The organism is Stenotrophomonas sp. Ker107b (assembly GCF_053847245.1).
In genome coordinates, this window is sequence record NZ_JBSPHX010000001.1 from 1,730,535 (window position 1) to 1,747,581 (window position 17,047).

Annotated in this window: 16 protein-coding genes; 5 read left to right on the forward strand and 11 right to left on the reverse strand. The window is 66.8% G+C overall.

Annotated features, from left to right (window positions below; genetic code table 11):
* Positions 1–83 precede the first annotated feature (83 nt).
* The 5 genes from mtnA to ligA form a co-directional block, all read right to left on the reverse strand.
* Complete coding sequence (gene mtnA / locus ACWV8V_RS07880; RefSeq protein ID WP_259261615.1) at positions 84–1,145, reverse strand: S-methyl-5-thioribose-1-phosphate isomerase; 1,062 nt, start codon at positions 1,143–1,145, stop codon at positions 84–86.
* Positions 1,146–1,188: 43 nt separating this feature from the next.
* The gene (locus ACWV8V_RS07885) at positions 1,189–1,911 is read right to left on the reverse strand and encodes a DUF3011 domain-containing protein (RefSeq protein WP_455899403.1); all 723 of its coding nucleotides are present in this window, start codon (positions 1,909–1,911) and stop codon (positions 1,189–1,191) included.
* Between the two features lie 110 nt (positions 1,912–2,021).
* Positions 2,022–2,966 (reverse strand): EF-P lysine aminoacylase EpmA, encoded by a 945-nt coding sequence (epmA, locus tag ACWV8V_RS07890; protein WP_455899404.1) that lies wholly within the window; start codon positions 2,964–2,966, stop codon positions 2,022–2,024.
* The gene (locus ACWV8V_RS07895; protein WP_259261612.1) at positions 2,963–3,448 is read right to left on the reverse strand and encodes a GNAT family N-acetyltransferase; all 486 of its coding nucleotides are present in this window, start codon (positions 3,446–3,448) and stop codon (positions 2,963–2,965) included. The genes epmA and ACWV8V_RS07895 overlap by 4 nt, the downstream gene beginning before the upstream one ends.
* Before the next feature lie 14 nt (positions 3,449–3,462).
* The gene (gene ligA / locus ACWV8V_RS07900) at positions 3,463–5,925 is read right to left on the reverse strand and encodes an NAD-dependent DNA ligase LigA (RefSeq protein WP_455899405.1); all 2,463 of its coding nucleotides are present in this window, start codon (positions 5,923–5,925) and stop codon (positions 3,463–3,465) included.
* 127 nt (positions 5,926–6,052) lie between these two features.
* On the opposite strand from ligA, the gene ACWV8V_RS07905 reads away from it, so the two are divergent.
* Entirely contained in the window at positions 6,053–7,174 is a 1,122-nt protein-coding gene (locus ACWV8V_RS07905; protein ID WP_455899406.1) for a pyridoxal phosphate-dependent aminotransferase, read from the forward strand.
* Between the two features lie 33 nt (positions 7,175–7,207).
* Here the strand turns inward: ACWV8V_RS07905 and zipA are convergent, their stop codons facing one another.
* From zipA to ACWV8V_RS07935, 6 genes are all read right to left on the reverse strand, one after another.
* Complete coding sequence (zipA, locus tag ACWV8V_RS07910) at positions 7,208–7,945, reverse strand: cell division protein ZipA (RefSeq protein WP_265308310.1); 738 nt, start codon at positions 7,943–7,945, stop codon at positions 7,208–7,210.
* 47 nt (positions 7,946–7,992) lie between these two features.
* Positions 7,993–11,496, reverse strand: coding sequence for a chromosome segregation protein SMC (gene smc, locus ACWV8V_RS07915; protein ID WP_455899407.1), 3,504 nt, complete (start codon positions 11,494–11,496; stop codon positions 7,993–7,995).
* Between the two features lie 878 nt (positions 11,497–12,374).
* Positions 12,375–12,827: a 50S ribosomal protein L9 gene (rplI, locus tag ACWV8V_RS07920; protein WP_121037848.1), complete on the reverse strand. Its 453-nt coding sequence runs from the start codon at positions 12,825–12,827 to the stop codon at positions 12,375–12,377.
* 156 nt (positions 12,828–12,983) lie between these two features.
* The gene (rpsR, locus tag ACWV8V_RS07925) at positions 12,984–13,214 is read right to left on the reverse strand and encodes a 30S ribosomal protein S18 (protein WP_002804494.1); all 231 of its coding nucleotides are present in this window, start codon (positions 13,212–13,214) and stop codon (positions 12,984–12,986) included.
* An 11-nt stretch (positions 13,215–13,225) separates the two neighbouring features.
* Positions 13,226–13,666, reverse strand: a complete 441-nt coding sequence (gene rpsF, locus ACWV8V_RS07930) for a 30S ribosomal protein S6 (RefSeq protein WP_088434172.1) — start codon at positions 13,664–13,666, stop codon at positions 13,226–13,228.
* Positions 13,667–13,833: 167 nt separating this feature from the next.
* A complete protein-coding gene (locus tag ACWV8V_RS07935) occupies positions 13,834–14,172 on the reverse strand; it encodes a HesB/IscA family protein (RefSeq protein WP_455899408.1) in 339 nt (112 codons plus the stop codon).
* Positions 14,173–14,357: 185 nt separating this feature from the next.
* On the opposite strand from ACWV8V_RS07935, the gene asnS reads away from it, so the two are divergent.
* The 4 genes from asnS to ACWV8V_RS07955 are packed head-to-tail and all read left to right on the forward strand — an operon-like array spanning position 14,358 to position 17,037.
* A complete protein-coding gene (asnS, locus tag ACWV8V_RS07940; RefSeq protein WP_455899409.1) occupies positions 14,358–15,752 on the forward strand; it encodes an asparagine--tRNA ligase in 1,395 nt (464 codons plus the stop codon).
* Positions 15,753–15,775: 23 nt separating this feature from the next.
* Entirely contained in the window at positions 15,776–16,081 is a 306-nt protein-coding gene (locus ACWV8V_RS07945; protein WP_259261606.1) for a hypothetical protein, read from the forward strand.
* A complete protein-coding gene (locus tag ACWV8V_RS07950) occupies positions 16,078–16,392 on the forward strand; it encodes a hypothetical protein (protein WP_046273331.1) in 315 nt (104 codons plus the stop codon). Before ACWV8V_RS07945 ends, ACWV8V_RS07950 begins: the two co-directional genes overlap by 4 nt.
* 6 nt (positions 16,393–16,398) lie before the next feature.
* Positions 16,399–17,037: an FMN-binding negative transcriptional regulator gene (locus tag ACWV8V_RS07955; RefSeq protein ID WP_455899410.1), complete on the forward strand. Its 639-nt coding sequence runs from the start codon at positions 16,399–16,401 to the stop codon at positions 17,035–17,037.
* Positions 17,038–17,047 lie beyond the last annotated feature (10 nt).

Consider the following 17,047-nt stretch of genomic DNA (forward strand, 5'->3'; position numbering starts at 1 on the left):
CGGGGGTTTTACCAGCAAGAATCAGGAACTTACGGGGGCGTTGCCGGCCAGCGGCCGGCACCACAGGCGGCCCCGCCGGGCCATTACCCGAACGCGGCCTGCATATTGGCGACGGTCGGGTTCAGGATGACCCCGCGCTCGGTCACGATGGCATCGATCAGGCTGCCCGGGGTGACGTCGAACACCGGGTTCCAAGCGGCGATGCCCTCGGCCACGGTGCGGGTCCCGCCCACCCCGTACAGCTCGCCCGGGTCGCGCTGCTCGATCTCGATCTGCTCGCCGTCGGCGGTGTCCATGTCCACCGTGGAGGACGGCGCCACCACCATGAACTTCACGCCGTGATGGCGGGCGGCGATGGCCAGCTGGTAGGTGCCGATCTTGTTGGCGGTATCCCCGTTGGCGCAGATGCGGTCGGCGCCGACGATCACCCACTGCACCGCGCCGGTCTTCATCAGGTGCGAGGCGGCCGAATCGGCGATCAGGGTGGCGTCGATGCCATCCTGCTGCAGCTCCCACACCGTCAGGCGCGCGCCCTGCAGCCACGGCCGGGTCTCGCCGGCGAACACGCGGGCGATGCGGTGCTGGGCCATGCCGGCACGGATCACGCCCAGCGCGGTACCGAAGCCGGCGGTGGCCAGCGAGCCGGTGTTGCAATGGGTCAGCACGCCGCTGCCAGCCTCGATCAAGCCAGCGCCCAGCGCGCCCATGTGACGGTTGGCGGCCAGGTCCTCCTCGGCGATCGCCTGCGCCTCGGCAGCCAGCACCTGCTGCCAGTCGGCACCGGCCGGGGCCAGCGCGCGGCGCATCCGGGCCAGCGCCCAGGCCAGATTCACGGCGGTCGGGCGGGATGCATTGAGGCGCTGCAGCGCAGGTTCCAGCTTCAGCAGCGCCTGGGCGCCATCATCGGCCTGCACCTCGTTGGCCGCCAGCACCACACCCCAGGCGGCCGCAATGCCGATGGCCGGCGCGCCGCGCACGGTCAGCGCGTGGATGGCCTCGGCGACCGCGTCGCTGTCGCGGCACTCCACGTGCTCGACAATGAACGGCAGTTTGCGCTGGTCGAGCAGCTGCAGGCTCTCGCCGGTCCACAGGATCGGGCGGATATGGTCGTAACGGGCGTAATCGATGTCGGTGGATGCGTTCATCGGCCCATTGTAGCGGCGCGCCGATGCGGGCGGAATCGCGTGCTCAGTTGACCGCGAACTCGGCCCGGCAGCCCTTGTCCACCCAGACCCCGCGACTGTCCCAGCCCCAGCTGCTGCCCTGCTCGCAGGGCGTGCCGGACAGCTGCTTGTTGAGCGTGACACCGTGGGTGATTCCCGCACCACAGAAGCGGCGCTGACGGGATTTGGATTCGCAGACCAGGAGGCGCGGTACGTTGAGGAAGCCACTGCCATCGGCGGCCCCCACTTCAAACTCGCCCTGGCAGCCACGGGTCACCCAGATCTCGTTGCGGCGATAGCCCCAGCTGTGACCTTCGCGGCACGGCAGCGAGGTGAGCTGGCGAAGCAGACGCACCGGCGCACCCTGCAGCACGACCGGGCAACTCTGCGGGCGACCATTGGATTCGCAGCGCACCACACGGCGGGTGCGGCGTTCGCCATCGGCACGGGTGGCAGCGACGGCAGTCCGCGCGCGGAACTCGGCGCGGCAGCCCAGGGTGACCCAGACGCCGGAGCGATCGGTGCCCCACTCCGAGCCACGCACACAGCTGTTGTCGGACAGCTGGCGGATCAGATCGACGCCGCGTTCGGTCGGGATGTCGCAGTGCACCCATTCCATGTCGCGTGACTCGCAGCGCACCACTTCGCCGGCATAACCGCCCGTCTGCGCCAGCGCCGTGTCAGGCAGCAGCGCAGTCCACAGCAATACCGGCCACAGGGGCATGCCCGCGCCTACCAACAGCTTCATCAACACGATCCCCGCCACGCCTGAACGATCACACGACCACCTTCGGACATCCCGTGTGATCAGAGCATCATCATGCATCCCGTGCAAGGCGCGATTGCGTCAACAGCGCCTCACGCCCGGGCGAAATCGAAGGCCAGCACATCGGCGATCCGGCCGGTGCGGTTCATCGCCATCAACAGGCGGTCCACGCCGACCGCGACGCCCGCGCAGTCGGGCAATGCCGGCAGTGCCGCCAGCAGAGGTTCATCCAGCGGTGGCAGCACGTCGCCACGTGCGGTGCGTATCGCATGGTCGCGCTCGAAGCGCGCGCGTTGTTCAGCCGCATCGTTCAGCTCGTGATAGCCGTTGGCCAGCTCCACACTGCCCAGGTACAGCTCGAAGCGCTCGGCCAATGCCGGCGTGCCCGGACGGATCCGCGCCAGTGCCGCCTGGGTGGCGGGCCAGTCGTGCACCACCGTCATCGTGTCGTCACGGAAGTGCGGCTGGATGCAGTGGGTCATCAGTAGATCGAGCCAGTCGTCGCGGGTGAGCCCCTCGGCATCGATGCGGATCTCGGCCAGCGGCGCCTGCAGCTGTTCCAGGCTGGCCTCGAACGGGTCCAGCCCGATGTGCCGCTGGTAGAGACCGCGGTAATCGATCAACTCCAACGTGGCCTCGCGCTGGACCAGCTGCAGTGCGGCGCGCACCAGCTCGGCGGTCTCGCCGATCAAACGGTGGTGATCCCAGCCGACCCGATACCACTCCAGCATGGTGAACTCGGGGTTGTGGCGGCCACCGGCCTCGCCATTGCGGAACACGCGGCCCAGTTCGTAACAGTCGCCCACCCCGGCGGCGAGCAGCCGTTTGAGGGGAAACTCCGGCGAGGTACGCAGCCAGCGTTGCGGCGTGCCTGCATCCACGTGCCCACTGAAGCGGGTGTGGAAGCTGTCGATGTTCGGCTCGGTATTGCCGGCGGCGGAGAGGATCGGCGTTTCCACCTCCAGCACATCGCGCGCGGCGAAGAAGCTGCGGATCAGTGCGTTGAGCGCGGCACGCTGGCGCAGCGCGGCGATCATGCGCGCGCGTCCTTCAGGCGCTGGGCCAACGGCAGCGTCAGCAGATCGCGGGTGTCATCCACATAGCCGGTGGCCAGGTACAACCGGCGCGCCAGTTCGTTGTGGTGGTTCACCTCCAGCCGCATCCGCTCCACGCCGCGTGCATTGGCACGCTGCTCCAGAATGGCCAGCGCCTGCTTGCCGCGCCCGCGGCCGCGCGCGGCATGGGCCAGGTAGAGCTCGTCCAGCAGCGCGAAGTGACCCCCCTGCTCCAGGCTGAAGCCCATCGCCAGCGCACCGTAGCCCACCACCGCGCCCGCCTCGTCCAGCCACAACAGCACTTCGCCATTGCGCGGATCTTGCAGCAGTGCCGCCAAGGCATGGCGCACACGGACGTCTTCAAAATCGAGTTTGTCTTCCGCGTAGAAATCACGCATCAGCCCGATCAGCAACTCGGTGTCGGCCACGTTGGCCAGGCGGAAATCGAGGGGAACGGTCTGCATGCGGTCTCTCTTGTTCAATGCTTCGCGAGGAAGGCGATCAGCTGGTCTTCGTCCCAGACCGGCACGCCCAGCTCCTGCGCCTTGGTCAGCTTGGACCCGGCCTCGGCACCCGCCACCACGAACGAGGTCTTCTTGGACACACTGCCAGCCACCTTGGCACCGAGCGCTTCCAGCCGCGCCTTGGCCTCGTCGCGATTCATCTGCGTCAGCGTGCCGGTCAGCACGGCGGTCTGGCCATCCAGGGGCCCTGCGACCTGGTCGGCCTGCTCCGGCGCCAGTGCCAACAGCTTCTGGCGGTACGCCTCGCCCTTGAGCAGCATCGGGCCGTGGCCCTCGCTGTCCAGCCAGTCCGCAAGGCCCATCGCGACCTCGTTGGGCAGACCGGCGGCCACGAAACGCACCGGCTCGGCATCCAGCACCGAGGCGGCGTCCGGCAGCATGGCGACCAGCTTTTCGGCGCGCAGGCGGGTGATGCCCGGGATCTCGGCTTCCACCAGCAACTGCGCGAAATCCAGTCCTTCGCGCAGCTTGGCGATCGGCGGATGCACATCGCTGATGCGCACCTGGCCAACCTGCAACAGGGCGTCGATCGCCTCCTGGTTGCCGGCCTGCTCGAAGAAGTGGCCCAGCGAGCGCGCGACTTCACCGCCGATGTCCGGCACGCGCTTGAACAGCGGCCACGGCAGATGGCGGATCAGCTCGAGATCGCCGAACCAGGTCGCCAGGGCCTTGGCGGTGCTCTCACCGACATGCTCGATGCCCAGCGCGAACAACAGGCGCTCCAGCGTGGTGGTGCGGCTGGCGTCGATGGCGGCGATCAGGTTGTCGGCCCACTTGGTCGCGATCTTCTTCGTGTTCCAGGCGAACGTGGCCGGCATCGCCAGCGCCTGCGCGCGCCACGCCTCGTCAGTCCCATCCAGCCTGAGAATGCCACGCAGGTAATCGCCACTGCCTTCCGGCGGCAGGTGCAGCCCGATCTGGCTGGCTAAGGCCTCGGGCGACTCGGCATCCAGCACCAGCTTGAGCTGCAGCAGTTGATCGCGCTGCAGACGGTACAGATCCGACACGCCGCGCACGATGCCGGCATCGACCAGCGTCTCGATGTACTTGCCGCCCAATCCGTCGATATCCATCGCACGGCGCGAGGCGAAGTGCGCGATGGCTTCCTTGCGCTGCGCCGGGCAGCTCAGCTCACCCGAGCAGCGCCAGGCCGCCTCACCCTCTTCGCGGACGATCTCCGAACCGCACACCGGGCACTGCGAGGGCATCTGCCACGGCGTGGTACCGCCGGGGCGACGGTCGGCGATGACGCTGACCACTTCCGGTATCACATCGCCGGCGCGGCGCACGATCACCGTATCGCCGACACGGACATCCAGACGCGCGATCTGATCGGCGTTGTGCAGCGTCGCGTTGGACACGATCACGCCGGCCACGGCCACCGGTGCCAGGCGCGCCACCGGGGTCGCCGCGCCGGTGCGGCCGATCTGGATCTCGATCGCCTCCACCGTGGTGGTCTGCTCCTGTGCCGGGAACTTGTGTGCGATCGCCCAGCGCGGCGCTCGGGCGACGAAACCCATCTGTTCCTGGCCGGCACGGTCGTCGAGCTTGTAGACCACCCCGTCGATATCGAAGGCCAGGCCATCGCGGCGCTCGCCAATGTCACGGTAATAGGCCAGCAGCCCGTCCGCACCTTCCACCACCTGGCACAGGTCGCTGACCGGGAAGCCCCATGCACGCAGCTGGGCCAGCGTGGCCGAGTGGGTGGGCGGCAGTTCACCGCCGTCGACCTGGCCGATGCCATAGGCGTAGAAACTGAGCTTGCGCTTGGCGCTCATCTTCGGATCCAGCTGGCGCAGCGAGCCGGCCGCGGCGTTGCGCGGATTGGCCAGCACCTTCCCGTCATGCAGCCGGGCATCGGCGTTGTAGGCCTCGAAATCAGCGCGGGCCATGTAGACCTCGCCGCGTACTTCCAACACCTCGGGCCAGCCTTCGCCGTTGAGCGCCTGCGGGATCACGCTGATCTGGCGCAGATTGGCACTGACATCCTCACCGGTGGCGCCATCACCCCGGGTTGCGCCCTGGACGAAGCGGCCGTTCTCGTAGCGCAGGCTGATCGCCAGGCCGTCGAGTTTGGGTTCGGCGGAAAAATGCAGCGTACTGCGGCGCAGGCGCTCGCCGATGCGGCGCACGAAATCCTGGACTTCCTCATCGCTGAAGGCGTTGCCCAGCGACAGCATCGGCACCGCATGGCGGACCTCGGCGAAGCGCGAAGAGGCCTTGCCACCGACCTGCCGGGTGGGCGAGTCGGCCGCGGCCAGTTGCGGGTGCGCCTGTTCGATTGCCTCCAGCTCACGCACCAGCAGGTCGTACTCGACGTCGGGAATCAACTGCTCGTCGCGCTCGTGGTATGCCTTGCCGGCATCCTCGATCTGGCGGCGCAGGACGTCGGCACGTGCGGCGGGGCTGGGGGTCATGCGGAAGGCGATCCTGGTGGGGCATTCAATTTTACCCCTCCCCCCGCTCCTGCGCGCAGTGAAGAACGCTTGCCGCTACTTCGCAGTGGCGCTAGGTTGCGCGGAACCCCTCTTTGCCCGGTGCGCCGTGACCCCTGCCCTTGCCGCTTCCCGTCGCTCGTTTCTGCAACTGGCCGGTACCGGCCTGGCGTTGTCCGGCCTGGGCGTACTGCCTGCATCGGCTGCGCCGTCGCGCGCGCTCCCCGCCAGTGCGGGACCGGTGCTGCTGAACTTCAACGAATGCCCGTATGGGCCATCGCCCGCCGCGCAGGCCGCGGCGCGCGACATCGTCGCCGGCAGCGGGCGGTATCTGTTTGCGCTGGCCGGCGAGCTGCGCGACCTGTTCGCCCTGCAGGAAGGCATCGGCAAGGATCACGTGCGGCTGTATCCGGGCTCCAGCGAGCCACTGAACCGGGCGGCAGTGCTCTGGACCTCGCCTGGCGCGGGGCTGGTGGTCGCCGATCCCACCTTCGAGGCGCTGGGCGATCTTGCCGCTGCGCGTGGGGCCACGGTGGCCAAGGTGCCGCTGCGCGCCGACGGGGCACACGACGTACGTGCAATGGCGGCGGCCGCCGCGACGGTCAATGCCGGCCTGTTGTACCTGTGCAACCCCAACAATCCCACCGGCTCGATCACCCCGGCGGCCGACATCGCCTGGCTGCTGGCCAACACGCCTGCGCAGACCCGGGTGCTGGTCGATGAGGCCTACCTGCAGTACAGCGAACAACGCTCGGTGATCGCCCAGGTGATGCAGCGCGATGACGTGATCGTGCTGCGCACCTTCTCCAAGCTCTACGGCATGGCCGGACTGCGCCTGGGTGTGGCGGCTGCGCATCCGGATCGGCTGAAGGAACTGGCCAGCCTGGGCGACAACCCGTTGCCGGTTACGGCGGTGGCCGCCGGGCTGGCGAGCCTGCGCGATCCCGGATTGATTGCACAGCGCAACGCAGAGAATGCCGTGGTGCGGCAGGAGACCATCGGCTGGCTGGGCAAGCGCGGTTTTACCTGCGTGCCTTCCCAAGCGAACTGTTTCGTGGTCGATGTGCAGCGTGACGGCGCAGCATTTTCCGCGGCGATGGCCGAGCGCGGCGTGGTCATCGGCCGCAGCTGGCCGATCTGGCCGCGGCGGGTGCGGGTGACCGTCGGCACCGCGGCCGAGATGGCGCGGTTCCGTGAGGCGTTCGAGGCGGTGGTCAGCCGCAACCGGTAAATGTAGAGCCGACCGTTGGTCGGCCCTACGTAATCACCAACGCGGTGCTTTGGTGAGCGGCGGGGCCTGGTGCTGGCGGTCGTAGGCACGCAGCTCATCGCGGATGTGCGCGATGCGCTGGCGGCCCAGTGCGTTGCGGCTGTCATCGAGCACCACGCCATCGAGCAGTTCGCCCATGCGCTGCACGGTCGGCAACATCTTTTCCCAGGCGTCCAGCGCGGTCAGCGGCGCCGGCAGGGTCAAGAAGAAGGCGATCGCCGGCGTTTCCATCTCGCGGATGTTGGCCATGTCGAAACTGCCCGGCTTCATGATGCTGGCCATCGAGAAGATCGGGCCGCGCTCAGGATGGCCTTCGACCAGACGGTGGAAGACATTCATGTGGCCGAACACCAGGCCGGTCTTTTCCGCAGCGACGACGATGTCTTCGCCACGCAGCTGCTCACCGGCACGGGCGGCCACGAACAGCGAGACGATCTTGTCGAAATCCTGGGTGGTGCGCTTGCCAAGGTCGCTGGCCGGACCGGCATCCACCTCGGGCAGGCCGAGTTCGGGCTGGGTCACGCCGTCTTCGCCCACCACGGGCGCGGCGCCGTCGGCCGGGGTCTCGCCCTCGCCCAGTACGGGCTCGCGGCGCTGGCCGTTGGTGCCTTCGGCACCCTCGACGCGGCGGCCCTGCACTTTCTTTTTCGGACGGCCAAACAGGAAGATCGCAGCGATCAACAGCAGGCCGGCGGCCAGGATGCCGATGCGGAGCAGTGCCATGTCGGACATTCGGGAGGTTCTCCGGCTAAATCATTCAGGTACTTAAGGATGGCACGTCACGCCGCGCCCGCCAATCGTGCGGCTTCCTCCAGGTCGACACTGACCAGTCGGCTGACGCCCGGTTCGCGCATGGTCACGCCGGAAAGCTGGTGCGCTGCCTCCATCGTGGCCTTGTTGTGGCTCACAAACAGGAACTGAACCTTCTCGCTCATTTCCTTGACCATGTTGGCCAGGCGGCCGACGTTGGCCTCGTCCAGCGGCGCGTCCACCTCGTCCAGCAGGCAGAACGGCGCCGGGTTGAGCTGGAAGATCGCAAACACCAGCGCCACCGCGGTCATCGCCTTCTCGCCACCGGACAGCAGCGAGATGCTCGATACCCGCTTGCCCGGCGGCCGCGCCATGATCGCAACACCGGTGTCGAGCAGGTCTTCACCTGTCAATTCCAGATACGCGTGGCCACCACCGAACAGACGCGGATACAGCTGCTGCACGCCGGCATTGACCCGGTCGAAGGTGTCCTTGAAGCGGCCGCGGGTCTCGCGGTCGATCTTGCGGATCGCGTCTTCCAGGGTTTCCAGCGCGGTGGTGAGGTCGGTGTTCTGCGCATCCAGATACTCCGAACGCTGCGAGGCCTCACCGTATTCCTGGATGGCGGCGAGGTTCACCGGCTCCAGGCGGCGCATGCGGCCGTCGATCTGATGGACCGTCTGCTCCCAGTCGGTGATGCGCGCATCCTCGGGCAGGCCGTTGATCACGTCCTGCAGCACGAACCCGGCCTTCTCCACCGAGGCCGACAGCTGGTCGGCGCTGAGCACCAGCGCCTGCTGGTCGAGCTTGCGCTGGGAAATCCGCTCGCGCTGGGCAAGCGCCTGTTCGTCGCGCTGATGGCGGGTCTGTTCGAAACTGCGCAGCTCGGCATCAATACCATCCAGCAGCGTGCGCGCCTCGCCCAGCACCCGGTCGGCGCGGACGCGCTCGCCGAGCGCGTTCTGATGTTCGGCTTCCAGCGTCTTGACCGGTGAATCGCCCTCATCGAGCTGCGAATGCAGTTCGCCCAGGCGCGTATCCAGCTGCCCGCGCTGCGTGCTCATGCGCTCCAGCGCCTGGCTCAGCGAGGCGATCTGTGCCCGTTGTGATTCCAGGGTCAGTGCCAGCGAGTGCGCCGCTTCGCGTACGTTGCGGGCCTGATCACGGGCCTGATCACGGGCATCGGTGAACTGTCGGCGCTCGCCTTCCAGCGCGGCGCGGACGAATTCAAGATCGCCCATGCTGGTGACCGCATCGTCCAGGCGCGAGCGTGCCTCGCGCACCTGCTCACGGCCGGCATCCAGCGTTTCCAGCAGCTGCACCAGTTCGCCTTCGATGCGATCGATGCGGGTGCGCGCGGCCTCCACCTTGCCCTGTTGGCTCTGCAGCTGCCCACCGAGTTCGGAGACGCTGCGATGGGCCAGGTACAGCTGGCGCTGCGCGTCTTCGCGCTGCTGCTCACCGGCCAGCAACTGGTCACGGAACCCGGCCAGCTGCTCTTCCAGTGCGGCTTCGCGGTCCTGAAGCGTGTCGATCTGCTCGCGCAGGGTGACGATCTCGCGCTCACGCAGCAGTGCGCCCTGCTTGGCCGCGCCGGAGCGCGACACGCGCACCCAGCCCTCGCCCAAGCGCTCGCCACCGCGGGTAATGACCGAGTCGCCCTCACCCAGTGTGGCCTGCAGTGCACGCGCGGCCTCGAGATCCTCGGCGGCATGCAGGCGCGCCAGCAAGCGACGGATCGCCGTCGGGCCCTGCACTTTCGCGGCCAACGAGGTCGGCGCGACGGTCAGCGCGTCCTGTTCGGCCGAGACCAGCGCGATGCGGCCCTCCCCGAGTTCGCCCAGTGCATCCACCAGCGATTCCGGTGCATCGACCAGCACACCTTCGATCAGCTGACCGAGCGCGCTTTCCACGGCGTTTTCCCAGCCACTCTCCACGGTCAGCCGCTCACCGACGCGCGCGCCGGAATCCAGCCCACGTGCCTTCAGCCATGCCACCGCAGCGCCCTGCTCCTGGCCAAGCGCGGCCTGCTGCAGGGTTTCCAGCGAGGACAAACGGCCGCGTGCGGCCTGGGCCTGCTTGCGGATCTCGGCCAGTTCGGTCTGGCCGCTGCGCTGGCGATCCTGCAGCCCGGCCACGACATGCTTGCGTTCTTCGACCTGCTCGTTGAGCGTGTCCAGCGAGGCCTTCTGGGTCTCGTGCTGGATGTGCAGCTCCTCGAACACCTCGGCCAATGCGTCCAGATCCAGCCCAGCGCGCTCGGCCTGCAGCGACTCGCGGCGGCGGTCGGCTTCCAGCACCTGACGGTCCAGATAGTCCACGCGGGTACGTTCAACTTCACCGGCGCGCGAGGCTTCCGAGGTATTGCGGGTATGGGCTTCCCAGCGCTGCTGCCAATCGGCCAGACGGGCCTCGGCGTCGCGCAGGGCTTCCTGTTTGATTTCGTTCTCTTCCTGCAGCTGCTCCAGGCGCGGCTCGGCGTCATCGACCGCCTCGCGCAGCACCATCAGCTTGGCCTCATCGCCACTGATGTGCTGACCCAGATCGGCCAGCGCCTGCTGGGCTTCGTCGCGCGCCTTGTTCAGTCGCTGCGACATTTCGCGCTGATGCTGGATCTGCTGTTCCAGGCGGGCCAACGTGCTGCCGACCTGGTACACCTCGGCCTGCGCGGTGTTGAGCGCATCGGAGGCCTCTTCGCGGCGCAGGCGGCTGGTTTCAATACGGGCTTCGGCGTCACGCTGTTCGGCGATCAACTGCTGCAGGCGCGTTTCCTCGCGCGACAGCGCTTCGCGCAGGCCGCCCAAGCGCCCATCCAGGCCGCGGTACTCCAGCGCCTTCCACTCGGCATCCTTGACCTTGCGCTCTTCCTGCAGCGCCTGGTACTGCTCGGCCTGGCGCGCCTGGCGCTTGAGGTGCTCGAGCTGCTTGCCGATTTCCTCGCGCAGGTCGCCGAGGCGATCCAGGTTTTCGCGGGTATGCCGGATGCGGGTTTCGGTTTCCTTGCGGCGCTCCTTGTACTTGGAGATGCCGGCGGCCTCTTCCAGATACACGCGCAGATCTTCAGGCCGGGCCTCGATGATCTTGCTGATCATGCCCTGCTCGATGATCGAGTAGCTGCGCGGCCCCAGGCCGGTGCCGAGGAACAGATCGGTGATGTCGCGGCGGCGGCACTTGGTGCCGTTGAGGTAGTAGTTGCTGCTGCCGTCGCGGCTGACGGTGCGCTTGACCGAGATCTCGTTGAACGAGGCGTACTCGCCGGTGATGGTGTGGTCGGTATTGTCGAAGATCAGTTCGACGGTGGCCTGCGAGACGGGCTTGCGGGCGGAGGAGCCGGAGAAGATGACGTCGGTGAGCGAGTCGCCGCGCAGGCGGCTGGCGGAGCTTTCGCCCATGACCCAGCGCACGGCGTCGATGATGTTGGATTTGCCACAGCCATTGGGCCCCACCACGCCGGTCATGTTGGTCGGCAGGTGCAGCGTGGTCGGATCGACGAAGGATTTGAATCCGGACAGCTTGATCGTGGACAGACGCATGGCGTGATGGTTTTCCGGGCGAAGGTCTGAAGCGACCCCCACCATGGTGGATTACGGAGCGGATTTACCCTTCAAGCCATTGATGTTGCAGGGTTTCAATGGCCCCGGGGGCGACGCGATAGCCTGAGTATAACGGGGCGGGTGTTCAGCGGGCTGCGGGGGCTGGTGTTGGGTGTCGCCGTAGCTGGAGCTGGAGCCAAAGCCAAAGCCAAAGCCAATGCCAATGCCAATGCCAATGCAGAAGCGGCATTTCGAGTTGGTGCGTGGCGGGAAGGCGTGGGCGGGGTCGCGGGACCCGCCGTGAACCCGTCCATGGGGGCTCGAAATGCGCCATCCATGGCGCATTACGGTCCCGCCACCCCACCCACGCCATCCCGTAGACACATGGCTGGTGTGCGGGATAAGAGCCGAAGCATGGCGGCCGTGGCTTGCCTTGACTTGGCTTGCCTTGGCCCGATCTGACATGACACGACCTGTTCGCCATCGTCGGCGCGTCGACACGGGGTAAAGCCACGCCATACGCCGCTGACGCGGTACGAAAAGCAAGAGCATCCGCGCATGGCGTGGATCTACCTGGGCCTGGACCCGGACCATGCCAACTTGGGTACCGCCCGCCACAGCCAGCGGAAGCCAGCTCTTCCAACCGCCCCGACCGGACCCTTGGCTGGAGGGTGCCGGGTAGCCTGGGCCGGGACCGTAATGCGCCATGGATGGCGCATTTCGAGCCCCCAAGGACGGGTTTACGGCGGGTCCCGGCCCAGGCTACCCGGCGCACTCCCACCGATGTCATCAAGGCGCCCAGCCGTTGCCGTTGCCACAAACAAAAACGGGCACCCTCGCGGGCGCCCGTTTCAGTGACTCCCGCCTTTCGGCAGGGATCAGGCCTTTTCGGCTTCCACAACCACCTTGACGGTGGTTTCCACGTCGGCGTGCAGGTGAACAGTCACCTCGTACTCGCCCACGTTGCGGAAGGCGCCTTCGCCCAGGATCACTTCGCTCTTTTCCAGCGGCAGGCCGACAGCGGTGAAGGCTTCGGCGATATCGCGCGGGCCAACCGAACCGTACAGCTTGCCTTCGGTCGACGCGTTCGCAGCGATCGTGACGCTCTTGCCTTCCAGCTTCGCCTTGCGGGCTTCGGCGTCAGCGTGGATCGACTGGGCCTTAGCTTCGTAATCAGCGCGCTTGGCTTCGAACTCAGCCACGTTGGTCGCGGTGGCCGGAACGGCCTTGCCGGTCGGGACGAGGAAGTTGCGGCCGTAGCCCGGCTTCACGTCGACCAGATCGCCCAGACCGCCGAGGTTGGTGACCTTCTGAAGAAGAATCAGCTTCATGGTGTAGCTCCAAATATGTATTCGTTAGCGAGGCTCAGGCCCCGCAGCGGATGGCTGTCCGAATATCCGAACGGCGAATCCTTAAAACCGCCCGACGCTTTACAGCGCGGGCGGCCGGATCCGCGAAAGCGGCGACCGGAAGGCCGCCCGCCTTCATCAGACGTCGTGGTTGTCGGTGTACGGAATCAGGGCCAGGAAACGGGCGCGCTTGACGGCCGTTGCCAGCTGGCGCTGGTACTTCGACTTGGTACCGGTCACGCGGCTCGGCACGATCTTGCCGTTCTCGGTGAGGTACTGGCGCAGGGTGTTGAGATCCTTGTAATCGATCTCCTTGACACCTTCGGCCGTGAACTTGCAGAACTTGCGACGACGGAAGAACTTGGACATGTCAGTGCTCCTTAAGCGGCCGAAGCGGCGTCATCGCCGGCATCGGTGTCAGCGGCGGCGGGGGTGGTTTCACCTTCTTCGTCATCACGACGACGACGCTCGCCACGCTCGGGCTTGTCACCCTTCTCGTCCTTGCTCTTCATGATCAGCGACTGCTCGGTGTCAGCTTCGTCACGCTTGATGACGAGGTTGCGCAGCACGGCGTCGTTGAAGCGGAAGCTTTCCACCAGCTCGCTCAGCACGGCCTGGTCGCACTCGATGTTGAGCATGACGTAGTGGGCCTTCACCAAGTTCTGGATCGGGTAAGCCAGCTGACGACGGCCCCAATCTTCCAGACGGTGGATGGTGCCGTTGCCGTTCTCGACCAGCGCCTTGTAGCGCTCGATCATGGCCGGGACCTGTTCGCTCTGGTCCGGATGGACCAGGAACACGACTTCGTAATGACGACTCATGTGTTTTTACCTTTCGGATGTGGCCCTTTGAGGGCCGGACAGCCCCCCGCAGGTGAACGCGGTGGGGCAAGGGTCCTGCCCGGAATCAGGCAGGAAGCCGCGCATTGTGGCAGCAGAAGGGGTTCCAGGCAAGCCGGGCGGGCTGAGCAGGCCCGGCGCGCAGGCGATCAGGCCTTGTCGGCCTCGGTCGTGAAGCTCTCGCCGCAGCCGCATTCGGCGGTCGCGTTCGGGTTCCTGAACGTGAAGGTTTCACTCAGCCCGTGCTTGCCGAAGTCGATTTCGGTGCCGTCGACCAGGTCCAGACTGGTGGCATCCACATAGATGCGGACCCCGTCCTGCTCGAACACGGTGTCGCCTTCGCGCTCATCGCGGGCCAGATCGGTGATGTGCCCCCAGCCGGAACAGCCGGTGCGGGTCACGCCGAAACGCAGGCCCAGCGCACCGGGGGTCTGCGCGACGAACTTCTGCACACGGGCAAAGGCAACAGGGGTAAGGCTTACGGCCATGACAGGCAACTCCAGCGGATCGTGATCATTATAGAGGGTATGGCGCGGCCCGGCCTCGGCGGCCGCAGCTGCGGTTCACGCGGCGCGCAGCCCCCGGGGGACGCGAGAAATGCCTCGCAAGCCGAACACCGCACCCGTTAAACTCCGTGTTCAGAGATCGAGTCGATCAATAGAGGATTCAAGTCATGACGGTGGTCAGCGTTGAACATGCGCTTGCCGGGAAGATCCCGGAAGGCGGCGAGGCAACAGTACGCGGATGGGTCCGCACGGTGCGCGGCTCTGCGGCGCTTGCCTTCGTCAATGTCACCGATGGCTCCTGCTTCGCCCCCATCCAGGTGGTGGCCAATGACTCCTTGGCCAACTTCGACGACATCAAGAGCCTGACCCCGGGCTGCTCGGTGATCGCCCGCGGCACCCTGGTCAAATCCCAGGGCAAGGGCCAGTCCTTCGAGATCCAGGCCAGCGACATCGAGATCGTGGGCCTGGTCGAAGACCCGCTGACCTACCCGATCCAGCCCAAGCCGATGAGCCCGGAGTTCCTGCGGGAAGTGGCGCACCTGCGCCCGCGCACGAACCTGTTCGGTGCGGTCACCCGCATCCGCAACTGCCTGGCCCAGGCCGTGCACCGGTTCTTCCATCAGAACGGCTTCAACTGGATCAGCACCCCGATCGTGACCACGTCCGATGCCGAAGGTGCCGGCCAGATGTTCCGGGTCTCGACCCTGGACATGGCCAACCTGCCGCGCAATGAAAAGGGCGAGGTGGATTTCAGCCGCGATTTCTTCGGCAAGGAGACCTTCCTGACCGTGTCCGGCCAGCTGAACGTCGAGGCCTACTGCCTGGCGCTGAGCAAGGTCTACACCTTCGGCCCGACCTTCCGTGCCGAGAACTCCAACACCACCCGCCATCTGGCCGAGTTCTGGATGATCGAGCCGGAAATCGCCTTCGCCGATCTGGCCGAAGACGCGCGCCTGGCCGAGCAGTTCCTGAAGTACCTGTTCCGCGCGGTGCTCGATGAGCGTGGCGATGACCTGGCCTTCCTGGCCGAGCGCGTGGACAAGAACGCGATCACAAAGCTGGAAGGCTTCATCAACGCCCCGTTCGAGCAGATCGACTACACCGAAGCGGTGAAGCTGCTGCAGAACTCGGGCAAGAAGTTCGACTTCCCGGTCGAATGGGGCCTGGACCTGCAGACCGAGCACGAGCGCTGGCTGACCGAAGAACACATCGGCCGCCCGGTGGTGGTGACCAACTACCCCGAGCACATCAAGGCGTTCTACATGCGCCTGAACGACGACGGCAAGACCGTTGCGGCGATGGACGTGCTGGCCCCGGGCATCGGCGAGATCATCGGCGGCAGCCAGCGTGAAGAGCGCCTGGATGTGCTGGATGCGCGCATGGCGCAGTTCGGCTTGGATCCGGCGCACTACGGCTGGTACCGCGATTTCCGCCGCTACGGTTCGGTGCCGCACGCCGGCTTCGGCCTGGGCTTCGAGCGCTTGGTGGTCTACGTCTGCGGGCTGAGCAACATCCGCGATGCGATCCCCTACCCGCGCGCACCGGGCAGCGCCGAATTCTGATCGACCTACGGAGGCACTGAACCATGACCCTGTTCTTCGCGCTGTGTTTCGTCGGCGTGGCGATCGCCGGGTTCAGTGCCTTCGTGATCTTCTGGCCGCTGACCCTGGTCCACATCCGCGACCGCCACCCGGCGCTGGCGGATCGTTTCGGCACGGGCGCGTTCCTGCGCCCGGATGCGCTGCGCTGGCTGCTCGGCCGCGACTATCGCCAGAGCCCCGACCGCTCGCTGACCGGCCTGGCCGCGCCGGCCTGGCTTTCCCTGCTTACGCTGCTTGCTGGACTGGGCATGGCTGCCCTGCTCTGGCTGCTTTCGATGGTAATCACATGAACGACGACACTTCCCACCACGACGAGTGGTTCCTGGCCAGCCTCGGCAACACGCTGATCTGGGCCCGCCTGCGCGTGCGCCCGGCCGGCACCGCCGAGGTGCTGGACAGCGACGGCAACACGCTGAGCTATGACAGCGAAGACACCGCACGCTCGCAGCTGTTCGACGCCGAGTTCGTCGCCTACGACGGTCTGGATGAAGAAGACGCCCTGGTGCGCGGCTTCTCGCTGCATGAAGTGCAGCCGCCACAGGCCGACAGCGATGACGCACTGCACGGCCGCATGATCCAGAGCCTGGGCGCCCGCGCGTAACCGACGATGTTCATCCCGTCCGCCTTCGTCGAGACCGACCTGATCTGGCTGGACCGGCTGCTGGCGCGCGATGCGTTCGTCACCCTCGCCACGACCGGCGCGGACGGCCTGCCGCAGGCCACGCGGATGCCGGTGCTGTACCGGCGCGATGCCGACGGCATCCTGATCGAAGGCCACTGGGCCAAGCCCAACCCGCAGGCGGGCCATGCAGGCCCCGCGTTGATGCTGGTGCACGGCCCGCATGCGTATGTATCGCCAGGCTGGTATCCGGACAAGGACGCGCAGGCGCGTGTGCCGACCTGGAACTACGCCGCCGCGGAACTGCGCGGCGTGCTGGAGCCGGTGACCGACGATGATGCGCTGATCGCGATGCTGGACGGCCTGAGCGCGCACTATGAAGCACAGGTCGGTGGTGACTGGGACCTGCTGCCGATCGAGCCGCGCCAACATCGCATGCTCGCCGGCATCGTCGGTTTCCGCTTCCGCCCGGCGCAGGTGCAGATCAAACTCAAGCTCAGCCAGAACCACCCCGAGGCCAACCAGTCCAGCGTGATCGACGCGCTGTCGGCACTGGACGCCCCGGCATCACGCGAGCTGGCGCAGTGGATGCGTTGGCGCCGCGAGGGCGGCACTGCCGCCGACTGACCTTCCCCGC

Excerpts from the sequence above, each read along its gene's own strand:
- mtnA (WP_259261615.1), bottom strand. The coding sequence starts at position 1,145 with ATGAACGCATCCACCGACATCGATTACGCCCGTTACGACCATATCCGC.
- ACWV8V_RS07885 (WP_455899403.1), bottom strand. The coding sequence starts at position 1,911 with ATGAAGCTGTTGGTAGGCGCGGGCATGCCCCTGTGGCCGGTATTGCTG.
- epmA (WP_455899404.1), bottom strand. The coding sequence starts at position 2,966 with ATGATCGCCGCGCTGCGCCAGCGTGCCGCGCTCAACGCACTGATCCGC.
- ACWV8V_RS07895 (WP_259261612.1), bottom strand. The coding sequence starts at position 3,448 with ATGCAGACCGTTCCCCTCGATTTCCGCCTGGCCAACGTGGCCGACACC.
- ligA (WP_455899405.1), bottom strand. The coding sequence starts at position 5,925 with ATGACCCCCAGCCCCGCCGCACGTGCCGACGTCCTGCGCCGCCAGATC.
- zipA (WP_265308310.1), bottom strand. The coding sequence starts at position 7,945 with ATGTCCGACATGGCACTGCTCCGCATCGGCATCCTGGCCGCCGGCCTG.
- smc (WP_455899407.1), bottom strand. The coding sequence starts at position 11,496 with ATGCGTCTGTCCACGATCAAGCTGTCCGGATTCAAATCCTTCGTCGAT.
- rplI (WP_121037848.1), bottom strand. The coding sequence starts at position 12,827 with ATGAAGCTGATTCTTCTTCAGAAGGTCACCAACCTCGGCGGTCTGGGC.
- rpsR (WP_002804494.1), bottom strand. The coding sequence starts at position 13,214 with ATGTCCAAGTTCTTCCGTCGTCGCAAGTTCTGCAAGTTCACGGCCGAA.
- rpsF (WP_088434172.1), bottom strand. The coding sequence starts at position 13,666 with ATGAGTCGTCATTACGAAGTCGTGTTCCTGGTCCATCCGGACCAGAGC.
- ACWV8V_RS07935 (WP_455899408.1), bottom strand. The coding sequence starts at position 14,172 with ATGGCCGTAAGCCTTACCCCTGTTGCCTTTGCCCGTGTGCAGAAGTTC.
- asnS (WP_455899409.1), top strand. The coding sequence starts at position 14,358 with ATGACGGTGGTCAGCGTTGAACATGCGCTTGCCGGGAAGATCCCGGAA.
- ACWV8V_RS07945 (WP_259261606.1), top strand. The coding sequence starts at position 15,776 with ATGACCCTGTTCTTCGCGCTGTGTTTCGTCGGCGTGGCGATCGCCGGG.
- ACWV8V_RS07950 (WP_046273331.1), top strand. The coding sequence starts at position 16,078 with ATGAACGACGACACTTCCCACCACGACGAGTGGTTCCTGGCCAGCCTC.
- ACWV8V_RS07955 (WP_455899410.1), top strand. The coding sequence starts at position 16,399 with ATGTTCATCCCGTCCGCCTTCGTCGAGACCGACCTGATCTGGCTGGAC.